The organism is Nocardia tenerifensis NBRC 101015, from assembly GCF_000308715.1.
In the GTDB taxonomy this organism is placed as follows: Bacteria; Actinomycetota; Actinomycetes; order Mycobacteriales; family Mycobacteriaceae; genus Nocardia; species Nocardia tenerifensis.
Window position 1 is genome coordinate 1 of sequence record NZ_BAGH01000275.1, and the last position, 13419, is coordinate 13419.

The following is a 13419-nucleotide window of genomic DNA, read 5'->3' on the forward strand; positions in this document are numbered from 1 at the left end:
CCGACGGTCCGCCGCGAGGTCGCCGGGCAGACCGTCACCGGCTACCCCGCCCTGGTCCCCGAGGCCGACGGCGTGGCGGTGCGGGTGCTGAGTTCGCCTGCCGCACAGGCCAGTGCGATGCGGGCGGGCACCCGCGCGCTCGTGCTGAACGCGCTGCCGACGTCGGTCCGGACGGTAACCTCCAGCCTGCGCCCGACGGAACGCCTTGCGCTGAGCCAGAATCCGTACGGCTCGCTCGACGCGCTGATCGAGGACTGCCGCGCCGCGGCCGCCGACGAGCTCATCGACGCCGCTGGCGGACCCGTGCACAACCCCGACGATTTCGCCGCGCTGGTGGCGCGGATCAGGCCCGATTTCGTGTCCGCCGTGGCGCGGCTGGTGCGCCTGGTCGTGCCGATTCTGGCCGAGGCCCACCGGGTTTCGGTGGCGCTGGCGCAGACCTCCGAGCGCGACATCGCCGACGACGTCCGCGACCAACTGGACAACCTCGTCTTCCCCGGCTTCGTCTCCGAATGGGGCAGCGATCGACTGCGTGAACTCCCCCGCTACCTCCAGGCCGCTCTGGTCCGTCTGGAGGCCCTACCCGGGTCGGCAGTCCGCGATCGCCAGGGCATGATCGAGCTGGACCGCACCATCGCCGCGTACGACCGCCTCGTCAAATCCCTACCGGAGAATCGCCGCCACACCCCGGCCGTGAACGAGATCTGGTGGATGATCGAGGAATTCAGGATCAGTTTGTTCGCGCAGAAGCTCGGCACGCCATACCCGGTGTCCGCCAAGCGAATCGAGCGCGCCATCGCCGCGGTCAAGCAGCCGCACACTTCTTGATTTTCCGCACGCCATTGGGTGTGCGGAAAATCAAACAGTCTGCGGCGGTTGTTTATTCGGCGGGAACGGCCGCCGCTTCGCGGGCGCTGCGCATCTCTTGGATCTCGCGCTCGAAATCGGCGGCGGAGGTGAAGGAGCGGTAGACGGAGGCGAACCGGAGGTAGGCGACCTCGTCCAGGTCGCGCAGCGGACCGAGGATGGCGAGGCCGACCTCGTGGCTCGGCACCTCGGGAGAACCCTTGGCGCGCACCGCGTCCTCGACCTTCTGGGCGAGCAGGTTCAGCGCGTCATCGTCGACCTCGCGGCCCTGGCAGGCGCGGCGCACGCCGCGGATGACCTTCTCCCTGCTGAACGGCTCGGTGACGCCGCTGCGTTTGACCACGGACAGGATCGCGGTCTCCACCGTGCTGAACCGCCGCCCGCAGTGCGGGCACGCGCGGCGACGGCGGATGGCCGCGCCTTCGTCGGCCTCGCGCGAGTCCACCACCCGGGAGTCGGGGTGTCGGCAGTACGGGCAATGCATCCGAGAGATCCTTCGTCGATGCGCGCGCTCGCGGCCGGCCCGGCAACCGATCGGGGTGACCGTCCCGGCGAGCGCGTGTACAGGGGCCTGGACCCCGGCACCAGGTAAACCTCAGGCGATATGCGGAATACCTGCATAGCCCTTCGAGGATACCTGTCCGGGTACTCGGGTTGTCCCACTCACCCTTTACCGGCCGGCATCGACCCCCGATCGCCCGCTCGCCGGGGCGCTACCCGACGATCTGCCACTGCGAGGTCAGGTCGGCGATGAGTTCGGGCAGGCGCGGCACCAGGCGGCCGCGGGCGAGCTTGTTCCAGAACGACTCGCCGAGCACGGCGGGCGCGAGCGCGGGGTTCGACTCCATGTCGATGTGGCGGGGCACGAGGTCGCCGGTGATGTAGGTCCAGCGGGTGTCACGGTCGGCCCAGTTGAAGTCGGGCAGCGGGGTGCGCAGCGCGAGGGTGCGGCCGCCGACGTCGGCGCGGACGGTGGCCGGGGCGAACACGCCGGGGGCGCGCACGCCGGGCACCGCGGGCTTGCCCGCGATGGTGCTGACGTAGGTGAGCACGCGGCCGATCGGCGCGCGGCCCGCCGAGGTCTCGTCCCACTGGTCGGCGATCACCCGGTTCTGTTCGCGGTCGGTCATCCGGATGAGCGCGTCGACCTTGCCCTCGGGGGTACCGGAGGCGAGAGACCGCCACGCGGTGTGGATGTCGGCGTCGAGCACGCCCGCCTCGGACATCTCGTCGACACCCCGCAGGCCGAGCGCGGCGTAGGCCTCGTGCATCGGCACCAGGTCGGTGAAGATGTGCTTCTGCATGATCATCAGCCGGGTCTGGTACCAGGCGATGTCCTCGACGCTCAGCCGCGGGCCCTCGGTCGCGAGCAGGCGGAGGTCGGCGGGCAGTTCGCGCACGAGTTCCGGTGGGGTGCCGCGCAACAGGTCGGCCACGGTGTCGCCGAGTCGATGGATGCCGGGCAGGTCGAGCACCACGCCGACGTCGCTCATGTCGAAGAAGCCGGAGGCGAACGAGCCGCCCGCGATGCCGGCCAGACCGGCCCAGTAGAACTCGGGGTGCTGCACGGTGAGCCGCAGGTAGTTGACGTACACCTGGTTGAACGTGGCCTCGTTGGCGTGCACGCCGCGCGCCGGATCCCAGGCCGCGAGGTCGATGGCGGCGTTGCGGGCCGCGACGACCAGCCAGTACTGGTGCAGCAGGGTCGCGTACCGGCGTGGCGGCACGCCGTCCGCGCGCGCCGCGTCGAGTGCCGCGGACAGGATCGATTCGTCCAGTGGCAGAGCCGGATTCAGTCCGCCGCCCCCCGCGCCGTCCCCGTTGACGGCGGGCAGATCGAGGTAGTCGGTGTATATGGGTGTCGCCTGCGCGGCCGGGATCGAGGCGAGCCCGAAGACGAGACACAGGGTGAGCCCGAGGATTCGGGCGAGGAGCCGGGTGGAGCGTCCGGCGGTGGCGAGGTGCGTCATTGCTGTCCCGAACTCGTTCGTTGACCAGAAGGCGTCTGGCAAAGAGCTTTGCCAGATCGCGTTTTCAGCACCCTAGCAACATGTTCTAGTCGGTGATCAACAAATTCGGTCACTTCGCGACCACGCGGCAATCGGCGTGGCGCTTGCCCATCGAGTGCTCGAAAGTCCTACAGCGGAGCGAGCATCGCGATTCGCGGGCGGGCCGACGGGTCAGCGCGGCGCGGTGACGCCTTGGGGCAGCACATATTCGGGCACCGGTTGCGACTGACCGTCGACGACTGCGGGGGCCGTACCCGCGGGAGCGTCGCCGCCCCAGTCCCCCGCGCGCAGATGCGCCAGCGTGATGAGCGCGGCCACCACGAACGCGCTCAGCAGCGCGGCCACGGCCAGCACCGCGAAACCGACCTGCGCCTGCTCGACCAGTTCGCTCGGGTGGGCGCCGCTGGGCCGCCGCACGGTCGAAGTCCGTGCGCCCCGGTCGTATACGGCGACGCCGCCGGGCCGCGCGCCCCGCGGGCGCCGGTCGACGGTGGACCGGCGCGCGGAATCCACGGCCCGCGTGCGCATGCCGCGATGCGCGCGCGGGACCGTCTCGAAGGCGAGATCCAGCTCCGCCGAGTCGATGTCGCGCGGTTCGACCTCGTGGGCATCGAGCTCGCCGATGTCCGCGAGCGGCACGAGGGCCGCTCCGGTCGCGCCGATCTCCGTGGTGATGTCGCTGATCGCAGTGCTCATCGGACAAACCTCCGTGGTGGGTGCTCCGTCTGTGTTCGAGCTGGGTCGGTCGAGCTGGGCGGACCGGCGAGACCGGCCGGTTGCGCTGTTCAGTGCCGCTTTTCGATGCATTGTTCGCTCAAGTGTTCGAAGAACTGATGTTCGATTTCTACCACGCGGCACCGACAATGTCAGCAGGAAACGCCCGACACTCCTCGAACAGATGTTTGAAACATCGGCTCGACCGGACTAGATTCGAGAGACGAATTTCAAGACAGGCCATGCACAGATATGCCGGGCGGCGGATCGGCCCGGACACAGCAAGGAAGGGCGGTTGCGGTGAGGCACACAGACGACACGGGCGTAGAGAGCGAAGGCGGCGCCGACACGGCGGTTTCCGGGGCGGATCTCACCGTGCGTCAACGCAAAGTGCTGGAGGTGATCCGCACCTCGGTGAGCGAGCGCGGCTACCCGCCGAGCATCCGGGAGATCGGCGACGCGGTCGGGCTCACGTCCACCTCCTCGGTGGCCCATCAGCTGCGCGCACTGGAGCGCAAGGGGTTTCTGCGCCGCGACCCGAATCGCCCACGCGCCGTGGACGTTCGCGGACTCGACGAGGTCGGGCGCGCGGTCACCAGCCTGCACGCCGTCGTCGACGAAACCGACGCCGCCGCAACCGATTCCAGCAGGCCGACGCCGACGTTCGTGCCGGTGCTCGGCCGGATCGCCGCCGGTGGCCCGATCCTGGCCGAGCAGGCGGTCGAGGACGTGTTCCCGCTGCCTCGCGAGCTGGTCGGCGAGGGCTCGCTGTTCCTGCTGAAGGTCGTCGGCCAGTCGATGATCGACGCGGCGATCTGCGACGGCGACTGGGTGGTGGTGCGCCAGCAGAACGTCGCCGACAACGGTGACATCGTCGCCGCCATGATCGACGGTGAGGCCACGGTGAAGACGTTCAAGCGCACCGGCAAGGACGTCTGGCTGATGCCGCACAACCCGGTGTTCGAGCCGATCCCCGGCAACGACGCGCAGGTACTCGGCAAGGTCGTCACGGTGATCCGCAAGATCTAGGCACATCCGCGAACGGCCGCACGGTCATTCGTGCGGCCGTTCGCGTATCCCGACATCCCGGCGCGTTCACAGCACATTGCCAGCGAGTGCCCAGCGCGCTCACCGCCGCACCGGTCATGCTCCAGCGGTGACCACGATCAGCGCCGACCCGGCCCTGCCCGACGCGACCGACCCGACCGCCCTGCCGCCGGCGCGCCGCTGGGAACGGGCGGGTCTGGCCGCGCTCCTGATCAGCACGGCCGTCGCCTACCTCTGGCGCATCACGGTCAACGGCATGGGCAACAACTTCTACGCCGCCGCCACCTGGGCCGGCTCGCGGGACTGGAAGGCGCTGCTGTTCGGCTCGCTCGACCCGGGCAACTTCATCACGGTGGACAAACCGCCGGTGTCCCAATGGGTGATGGGACTGTCCGGTCAACTGTTCGGCTTCAGCAGCGCGAGCATGTTGATCCCGCAGGCCCTCATGGCCGTGGCCGCGGTCGGTCTCACCTACGCCGCCATCGCCCGCGCGAGCGGCAGCCGGGGCGCCGGCCTGCTCGCGGGGGCGGTGCTCGCGGTTACGCCGGTGGTGGCCTTGATGTTCCGATTCAACAATCCCGACGCGGTGATGGTGCTGCTCATGACCGCGGGCGCCTACTGCACCGTCCGATCGCTGCGGCACGCGAGCCCGCGCTGGCTGGTACTGGCCGGGGTCGCCCTCGGATTCGCGTTCCTGGCCAAGATGCTCGAGGGGCTGATGGTGCTGCCCGCCCTCGGCCTCGCCTACCTCATCGTCGCGCCCACCACAGTCCGAAACCGATTGTGGCACTTGACCTTTGCGACACTGGCGTTGATCGTGTCGTCCGGCTGGTACGTGCTGTTGACCATCCTCTGGCCGGCCTCGTCGCGCCCCTACCTCGCCGGGTCGACGAACAACACCTTCATGGATCTGGTGCTCGGCTACAACGGATTCGCCCGATTCCTCGGTCATAACCATCGGGGCGGCGGCAACCGCGCCGAACTGCCGCCCGGCTACGAGATGCCGCACAACGCCGGCGGCGGTTTCGGCGGCTTCGGCGGCTTCGGCACCACCGGTCCGTGGAAGCTGTTCACCGGCGAGATCGGCTTCGAGATCTCCTGGCTACTGCCCGCCGCGCTGCTGGCGTTCGCCATCGTGCTGGCGTCCCGGCGGCGCGCCCCACGCACCGACGTAATACGTGGGGCGGCTTTGGTTTTCGGCCTGTGGCTGGTGATCGACGGTATCGCGTTCACCACCATGCAAGGCGGCATGCACGCCTACTACACGCTGGCCATCGGACCGGCGGTGGCCGGCACATTCGCCTTGGGCGTGCACGAGGTGTGGCGGCGACGCGACGACGCGTTCGGCCGGATAGGTTCCGCCGCATTGGTTCTCGCCACCGGCGGCTGGTCCTTCGTCCTACTCGCCCGCAATGCCGACTGGCTGCCGTGGCTGCGCTGGACCCTGCTCACGGTCACCGTGCTCGCCGCAGTAACGTTGGGAGTCAGCGTTTTTCCCACAATGCCCGCGAGACTGCGCGCCAGGGCCACCTCGGTGCTGATGATCGCGGGCCTGCTGGCCGGGCTCGGCGGCACCTCCGCCTACGCCACGGCCACCCTGCCGCGCGAACACGTCGGCGGCAGCCCCACCGTCGGGCCCGCCAAACCCGAAACTTCGGGCCCCGCAAGCCAACTCCGGCGTGAAGTCACCGCGTTCCTCGACGGCTCGACCGAACCCCGAGTAGCCGAGCTACTCCGCAACACGACGACCACCTGGTCCGCCGCGGTCGACCGCTCCGCCACCGCCGCGAGCCTCGAACTCGCCAGCCGCACCCCCGTGATCGCCATCGGCGGCTTCACCGCCGACGACCCCGTCCCGACCCTCCCCGACTTCCAACACCTCGTCGACACCCACCAGATCACGTACTACCTCGCCCAGGAAGTACGACTCCCCGACTCCTGGCGCATCCCCGACCAACCCGGCATCCTCCCCCATCCGAAAGCCACCGACAACCTGTGGCGCCCCTCCGGCAACAAGGAGATCGCCGATTGGGTTGCGGCACATTACTCTTCGACTCACATCGGCAACGTCGCCATCTACGACCTGACCAAGCCGACGCACTGACCACGACCGGCGTCGTCTCATGCGCCGGTAGCGCTACGGCATCGACAGTTCGACCGGCGATGCCACCTGACCCGAACGCACAGCGGGGCGACGAAGGCAAAACGGAGCCAGCCGCTGGATGATCCCGCGACTCCGTTCGAATCACCCCGCGCCCGAATCACTTCGCCCGGTTCGGGTGGCGACGATTCCGGCGAGGATCACGCGCAGGCCGTACTCGAACTCGGCGTCGAAATCGGCGGAGAAGAGTTCGTCGACCATGGTAGCGGACAGCGGGTATCGGTCGCCGTCGACGGCCTGCTCGATGTGGTCGGGGCGGTAGGGGTTGCTGTCGTACTCCGCGCCGCCGCGCGCCTGCTCCTCGATGACGAAGCCGACGGTGTAGTGCAGCAGGATCGGGAAGACGCGCGCGGCCTCGGCGAGCGCGAAGCCCGCGTCCTCGAGCGTGCGCAGCGTCAATTCGACTGTGCGCCACATGGCGTCGTCGTCGACGTAGGTGCCGGCGAGCACGCTGGCGCCGTCGCGGTAGCGCAGCATGGACCGGCGCAGCCTGGTGGCGAGCCCGACCGTCCAGTCCTGCCAGGACTCGTCGCGGCGCGGCGCCTCGACGCCCTCGACGGCGGCGACGAAGACGGTGCGCGCCATGGCGTCGAGCAGTTCGCGCTTGTTCTTGACGTGCCAGTAGAGCGCGGGCGCCTGCACGTCGAGCGCGGCAGCCACCTTGCGCATGGTCAGTCCGTCGAGGCCGACGTCGTCGAGCAGTTCCAGCGCCGCCTGGGCGATCACCTGGGTATCGAGCTTCACCGTCGCCTCCTGTCATCGAATCTCTTGACAAGCTTAACAGTGTTCGCTTCTACTTAACGACGTTAAGGGTTTAACGTTGTTAAGGAGATGGTCATGGAGACGACCGAGGTCGTGATCGCTGGTGGCGGCCCTACGGGCCTGATGCTGGCGGTGGAGTTGCGACTCGCCGAGGTCGACGTCGTGCTACTGGACGGCCTGCCCGAGCGCACGGGCGAGTCGCGCGCCGGCGGCCTGCACGCCCGCACCATGGAGATCCTCGATCAGCGCGGCCTGCTCGATGACCTGATCGCGCGGGGGCGCGTCATGCAGGCCGGTCATTTCGGCGCGCTGCCTTTGGACTTCAGCGATTTCGACACCCGCCACCCGCACATGCTCGCGGTGTTGCAGTCGGTGGTCGAGCGCGAACTCGACCACCAGGCAACGGAATTGGGCGCACCGGTGCGTTGGGCGTCGCCGGTCGCCGGCTTCACCCAGGACGCGAACGGGATCGACGTGGAGGTCGGCGGCCCGGACGGAACGCGCCGGATTCGGGCGAAGTATCTGGTCGGCTGCGACGGCGGGCGCAGCACGGTCCGCAAGCTGGCCGGCATCGGCTTCACCGGCACCGACGCGACCATGACCGGGATGCTCGCCGACGTCGAGCTGGCCGAGCCGCCCGCCGAACCGTTCTTCGGCCGGCGCCGGGGCGCGGGCGACTTCTCCGCGGTGCAGTTCGAGCCCGGCTGGTACCGGCTGGTCGTGCAGCGCCACGACCTGGTCATGCCGCGCGGGGCGACGCTGACGTTCGAGGAGTTCCGTGACCACTTCCGCGAGATCGCGGGCACCGATTTCGGCATGCACAGCCCGCGATGGGTGACGCACTACGGCGACGCGTCGCGGCAGGCGGAGCGGTACCGCGAGGGCCGCGTGTTCCTCGCCGGCGACGCCGCCCACATCCACTACCCGGCGGGCGGGCAGGGCCAGAACCTCGGCGTGCAGGACGCGGTCAACCTCGGCTGGAAGCTGGCGATCGCCCTGCGCGGCAACGATTTCGACGAGGTGCTAAACACCTACGAGTCCGAGCGGCTTGCGGTCGGCGCTCGCGTGCTGCACAACACGCGGGCGCAGACCGCGGCGCAGCGGCCCGGCGCGCACGCCGAGGCGCTGCGGGACATCCTGGGCGACCTGATCGACCTGGACGTGGTCCGGCACCGGCTCGGACTGATGATCACCGCGCTCGATATCCGTTATGACACCAAGGGAGATCATCCGCTGGCCGGACGGCGGGTGCCCGATGGGGATCTCAGCGCGGCAGGCGGGGAGACGCGGGTGTATGAACTGCTTCGTTCGGCGCGACCGATACTGTTGCGGCTCAACGGAAACCGGATCCCGTCCGTGGACGGTTGGCAGGATCGCGTCGACGTGGTCGACGCGCTCGCCCGCGACGAGCGGTGGGCCGTCCCGGGTGTCGGCGATATCGCCGTACCCGCCGCCGTCCTCATCCGGCCGGACGGTTACGTGGCCTGGGTGAGCGACGAATTCGGCGCGGAGGGTCTGCCGGAGGCGCTGGGGACGTGGTTCGGCCCGGCGGTCTGATTCTCACGAATGGCCCCGCGGTGGCGTCTTCACGGTGTGAGTACGCGGCGAAAGTCGTCCAGTGGCCGGGCTTCTCGATCCACCGAGCCGAACCGGCCCTCGCCTCGGCTGCGCAATCTGGCCTGGCGTGTGCCCCGTCCGGCACCGCTGCCGCACACCGAGGCCGAGCTCGAACGCCTGCTGGCGATGGCGCGGCAGCATCAGCGAAGTGGTACGACCGTCAGCATCGGGCACAGCCGAGACGCCTGCTCCGTCGCGGCGGCCGAGGCCTTCGCCTCGGCGTGGCGTGCGCGCGGCCACCGCGTGTCGGCCGTGGTCGACTGGCCGGAGGACGCCGCGTCGTGGCTGCGGCAGGCCGAACGGCTCACCGCGGGGAGCCCGGACGTGTGGGTGTTCGCCGCGGCGGTCGAGGGTTTCGTCCAGCTGAGCCGACGGCTCGTGCACTCCACCGGCTGGGCCGCGCGGCGCAGTCTCGCCTTCGCTTCGCTGGCCGATCCGCTGTGCGCCGAACTCGCGGGTCCGGGAGTCCTCGACGGACTGCGCGGCGCGACCAAAACCGGTGGGAGTTGGGGGTTCTCGGGCCGCGAGGTGATCTTCACGGACGACTGACTCTCCGGTCTGCCCATCGACATTGACGACCGTTCCGCCGCACCGGCTCGATGTCCGTTCTTCGCCGTCCTTTGTCGCGGGTCCACCAGCGCCCTCGACCGTGGTGAGCGCGGCGCTCTCGCCCACGGGTACTCAGGTGTTACTGACGGCCGCGCGCTCGATCGACTCCTCCGCGTGGGTGGCGCCGATCCAGTGCAGCAGGTCGTGGATGGTGTCGTCGGCGAGGCGGTAGCGAACGATGCGGCCCTGCTTGGCGCTGGACACCCACCCTTGCTGGCGCAACAGGCGTAGGGCGTGCGAGACGGCGGTGCCGGACATGCCGACCGCGGCCGCGAGATCGCTGACGCTGATATCGGGCGCGTGGTGCAGGCATACCAGCAGGCGCAGCCGGTTCGCGTCGGAGAGCAGGTCGAAACGGCCTGCCCAGTGTTCGATGCCTGCGATAGCCAGACCCGACGCGGCCCGGTCGGCGTGATCGGGATCAAGCGGAATGCTCACTGCCACACGTCTACTCTGCCGGTCCTGCGCGAATACGACCAGTCCCTGCCCACAACGGAACATCTGTTCAACTGGTCAGGTATTCCGAGTATCGTGTCGACAGGTGAGCTCCCGCACCACTCAGGCCATGCACATGAGCGACGGCATCGTGAACGCGCCGACCTCGTTGATCTTCGCGGTGATCGCGGTCGCGGGCCTCGCGTACGCAGCGTGGCGGGCCCGCGCCGAACTGGACGAACGGGCCGCGCCGATGGCCGGGCTGGTGGCCGCGTTCATCTTCGCGGTGCAGATGGTGAACTTTCCGATCCTGCCGGGGGTGAGCGGGCATCTGCTCGGCGGGGCGCTCGCCGCGATCCTGGTCGGGCCGTATGTCGGCGCGCTGTGCGTGGCGATCGTCCTTGTCGTGCAAGCCCTGTTGTTCGCCGACGGCGGGTTGACCGCGCTGGGCACGAACATCACGAATATGGCGCTGATCGGTGTCGCGGTGGGTTACACCGTCGCCCGGCTCGTGCTGCCGGTGCTGTCGCGCCGGCGTGCCGACGCCGGGATCGGGATCGTCGCGTTCGTCGCGGCACTGGTCGGGACCGTGGGCGCGGCAACGGGTTTCGTCCTCGAGTACGCGATGGGCGGCGCCGCGGGCTCGACCGTCGGCGCGGTGGCGGGGTACATGCTGGTCACGCATGCGCTGATCGGGGTCGGTGAGGGCATCATCACCGCGATCACGATCGTCGCCGTGGTCAATGCCCGGCCCGATCTCGTGTATCTGCTGCGGGTGAACGGCCGACGGCGCACCGATGCGACGCCGCCGCGCCTGTCGCTCACCGGGTTCCTGCTGGCGTTCGCCGCGGTGGCCGTGCTCGTCGCGGGATTGCTGTCGTACGTGGCGAGTTCGGAGCCGGACGGGCTCGACGCGACCACGCAGCGCGGGTGCACCGTGGTCCAGGTCGACGGGGGCGAACAGCTCGAGGGCGACTGCATCGCCAAGAACGCGCGGGATCATCACCTCGCGAAATCGCCGCTGGCCGGATACACGATCGACGGCGACGACACCCTGACCGGTGTGGCGGGCGTTCTCGGGGTGGTCGCGGCGTTCGCGGTGTTGTTCGCGGTGGTGAACCTGATTCGGACGGGGCGCAACACGGCGGCGCGGGGTCGACGTAGGTGACGGTCTCCAGTCATCGCCTGTATCTGCCGGGAAGCTCGCCCGCGCACCGGATTCCGGCCGAGGTGAAGATCGTCTGCGCGCTGCTCGCGGTGTTCGCCGTCGTGGCGACCCCGCGAGAATTGTTCTGGCCCATCGGCTTGTACGCGCTCGGACTGCTCGGGCTGTGGCGGTGGGCGGGTATCCCGTTGCGCTGGATCGGGCCTCGGCTGCTGATCGAACTGCCGTTCGTGGTGCTCGCGGTGTTGCTGCCGTTCGCCGCGGGCGAGCCGAGGACGACGGTTCTCGGCGTGTCCCTCTCGGTGACCGGGTTGTTCGCGGCGTGGGGCATCGTGGCGAAAGGGACTATCGGCGTGGGGGTTTCGCTGACATTGGCCGCCACGACGAGTGTGCGCGAGTTGCCGGGCGGATTGACCAGGCTGCGCGTTCCGGGATTGATCGTCACCATCGTCGTGCTGATGCTGCGCTACGTCGATGTGCTGCTCGAGGAGGCGGCGCGGATGCGGTTGGCGCGGATCTCCCGCGGCGACGACCCGCGCACGCTGCGGCAGGCGGGCGCCACCGCGCGCGGTGCGGGGATGCTGTTCCTGCGCTCCTATGAACGGGGCGAGCGCGTGCATCTGGCCATGCTGTCGCGCGGATTCGACGGCACCGTACCGGCTTTCGGGACTCGGCCTGCGACGCGTGCGCAGTGGATAGCCGGTTGCCTCCCGGCCATCGCGGCGATGTGCGTCTGCCTGAGCGCGTGGGCGCTGCGATGACCACTCCCGCGGTGCGTCTGGTCGACCTGACGTTCGCCTACCCCGACGGCACCGGCGCCCTGCACGGCGTCGACCTCGACATCATGCCCGGCGAACGGGTAGCGGTGCTCGGCCCCAACGGAGCCGGAAAGTCCACCCTGATGCTGCATCTCAACGGTGTGCTCACCCCGGCATCCGGCGAGGTGCATATCGGCGGAATCGTGTTGAGCCGCAACACTGTTGGTGCCATCCGGCAGCGCGTGGGATTGGTCTTCCAGGACCCAGACGACCAGTTGTTCATGCCGACGGTCGAACAGGATGTCGCCTTCGGCCCCGCGAACTTCGGCGTCCGCGAGCCGCAGCTCACCGAGGACGTCCGCACCGCGCTGGCCGCCGTCGGCATGTCCGATCGCGCCGACCGCTCCCCCACCCAGCTCTCCATCGGCGAGCGCCGCCGGGCCGCGCTGGCGACCGTTCTGGCCTGCCGCCCTGAGGTTCTCGTCCTGGACGAACCGGCCGCCAATCTCGACCCCGTCGCCCGCCGGGAACTGGCCGACGTGCTGACCGCCCTCCCCACCACCCTCCTCATGGTCACCCACGATCTGCCCTACGCCCACCGCATCTGCGACCGCGTCGTCGTCCTCGACGCGGGACGCATCGTCGCCGACGGCCCCGCCGAAGAGATCCTCAGCGACGCGGCACTTCTGGCCGAGCATCGGCTGAGCTGACACCTGCCCGGATCACTCCCGGCGATCCGGGCAGGCCGAAACCCCCTGAGGTCAGGACAGTTTCAACGAGCGACCGATGATCTCCTTCATGATCTCGGTCGTGCCGCCGTAGATGGTCTGGACGCGGGCGTCCATGTACGCCTTGGCGATCGGGTACTCCTTCATGTAGCCGTAGCCGCCGTGCAGCTGCAGGCAGCGGTCGATGAGTTCGACCTGCTCCTCGGTGCTCCACCACTTGGCCATGGCGGCGTCCTCGACGGAGAGCTTGCCCCGGTTGAGGTCCTCGATGAAGCGGTCGACCAGAACGCGGACCGCGGTGGTCTTGGTGGCCAGCTCGGCCAGGGTGAAGCGGGTGTTCTGGAAGGTGCCGATCGGCTTGCCGAACGCCTTGCGGTCGCGCACGTACTGCACGGTCATGTCCAGGCACGCCTCCATGGCGGCGGCGGCCATCACGGCGATGGACAGGCGCTCCTGCGGCAGGTTCTGCATGAGGTGGATGAAGCCGGCGCCCTCCTGGCCGAGCAGGTTGGCCGCGGGCACCCGGACGTCGGTCGAAGCTGAGCTC

14 protein-coding genes and 1 pseudogene are annotated in these 13419 nt (G+C 69.3%); 9 read left to right on the forward strand and 6 right to left on the reverse strand.

The window, feature by feature from the left end; genetic code table 11:
- Positions 1-828 (forward strand): DUF3418 domain-containing protein (locus ON39_RS21185; protein WP_040736944.1); only part of this gene is annotated, 828 nt, incomplete at its 5' end.
- Positions 829-880: 52 nt separating this feature from the next.
- Here the strand turns inward: ON39_RS21185 and nrdR are convergent.
- From nrdR to ON39_RS21200, 3 genes are all read right to left on the reverse strand, one after another.
- Positions 881-1351, reverse strand: a complete 471-nt coding sequence (nrdR, locus tag ON39_RS21190; RefSeq protein ID WP_040736946.1) for a transcriptional regulator NrdR — start codon at positions 1349-1351, stop codon at positions 881-883.
- Positions 1352-1580: 229 nt separating this feature from the next.
- Positions 1581-2837: a hypothetical protein gene (locus ON39_RS21195; RefSeq protein WP_040736948.1), complete on the reverse strand. Its 1257-nt coding sequence runs from the start codon at positions 2835-2837 to the stop codon at positions 1581-1583.
- 210 nt (positions 2838-3047) lie between these two features.
- Positions 3048-3572 (reverse strand): hypothetical protein, encoded by a 525-nt coding sequence (locus tag ON39_RS21200; RefSeq protein WP_040736949.1) that lies wholly within the window; start codon positions 3570-3572, stop codon positions 3048-3050.
- A 318-nt stretch (positions 3573-3890) separates the two neighbouring features.
- On the opposite strand from ON39_RS21200, the gene lexA reads away from it, so the two are divergent.
- Positions 3891-4619, forward strand: coding sequence for a transcriptional repressor LexA (lexA, locus tag ON39_RS21205; protein WP_040736950.1), 729 nt, complete (start codon positions 3891-3893; stop codon positions 4617-4619).
- A gap of 127 nt (positions 4620-4746) precedes the next feature.
- Entirely contained in the window at positions 4747-6741 is a 1995-nt protein-coding gene (locus tag ON39_RS21210; protein WP_040736952.1) for an ArnT family glycosyltransferase, read from the forward strand.
- A 141-nt stretch (positions 6742-6882) separates the two neighbouring features.
- Here ON39_RS21210 and ON39_RS21215 read toward each other — a convergent pair whose 3' ends face one another.
- Positions 6883-7542 carry a TetR/AcrR family transcriptional regulator C-terminal domain-containing protein gene (locus tag ON39_RS21215; RefSeq protein WP_040736953.1) on the reverse strand — a complete coding sequence of 220 codons (660 nt, stop codon included), beginning with the start codon at positions 7540-7542 and terminating at the stop codon, positions 6883-6885.
- A gap of 93 nt (positions 7543-7635) precedes the next feature.
- Here ON39_RS21215 and ON39_RS21220 point away from each other — a divergent pair, with 93 nt between their 5' ends.
- Together ON39_RS21220 and ON39_RS21225 are read left to right on the forward strand one after the other, a co-directional pair.
- Positions 7636-9117, forward strand: coding sequence for an FAD-dependent monooxygenase (locus ON39_RS21220; RefSeq protein ID WP_040736958.1), 1482 nt, complete (start codon positions 7636-7638; stop codon positions 9115-9117).
- A gap of 36 nt (positions 9118-9153) precedes the next feature.
- Positions 9154-9726, forward strand: a complete 573-nt coding sequence (locus ON39_RS21225) for a type 1 periplasmic-binding domain-containing protein (protein WP_146251389.1) — start codon at positions 9154-9156, stop codon at positions 9724-9726.
- 132 nt (positions 9727-9858) lie between these two features.
- On the opposite strand, the gene ON39_RS21230 is transcribed toward ON39_RS21225, so the two are convergent.
- Complete coding sequence (locus ON39_RS21230) at positions 9859-10218, reverse strand: ArsR/SmtB family transcription factor (RefSeq protein ID WP_373283716.1); 360 nt, start codon at positions 10216-10218, stop codon at positions 9859-9861.
- Positions 10219-10351: 133 nt separating this feature from the next.
- Here ON39_RS21230 and ON39_RS50110 point away from each other — a divergent pair.
- From ON39_RS50110 to ON39_RS21245, 4 genes and pseudogenes are all read left to right on the forward strand, one after another.
- Positions 10352-11014 (forward strand): annotated as a pseudogene (locus ON39_RS50110) (energy-coupling factor ABC transporter permease); the annotation flags it as partial.
- The gene (locus tag ON39_RS50115; RefSeq protein ID WP_308417897.1) at positions 10997-11389 is read left to right on the forward strand and encodes a PDGLE domain-containing protein; all 393 of its coding nucleotides are present in this window, start codon (positions 10997-10999) and stop codon (positions 11387-11389) included. The pseudogene ON39_RS50110 and the gene ON39_RS50115, both read left to right, overlap by 18 nt.
- Positions 11386-12147, forward strand: coding sequence for a cobalt ECF transporter T component CbiQ (gene cbiQ / locus ON39_RS21240; RefSeq protein ID WP_040736956.1), 762 nt, complete (start codon positions 11386-11388; stop codon positions 12145-12147). Before ON39_RS50115 ends, cbiQ begins: the two co-directional genes overlap by 4 nt.
- Entirely contained in the window at positions 12144-12854 is a 711-nt protein-coding gene (locus tag ON39_RS21245) for an energy-coupling factor ABC transporter ATP-binding protein (protein ID WP_040736964.1), read from the forward strand. The genes cbiQ and ON39_RS21245 overlap by 4 nt, the downstream gene beginning before the upstream one ends.
- Before the next feature lie 51 nt (positions 12855-12905).
- Here the strand turns inward: ON39_RS21245 and ON39_RS21250 are convergent.
- Positions 12906-13419: acyl-CoA dehydrogenase family protein (locus ON39_RS21250; protein WP_040736966.1), on the reverse strand; the 514-nt coding region annotated here is incomplete at its 5' end.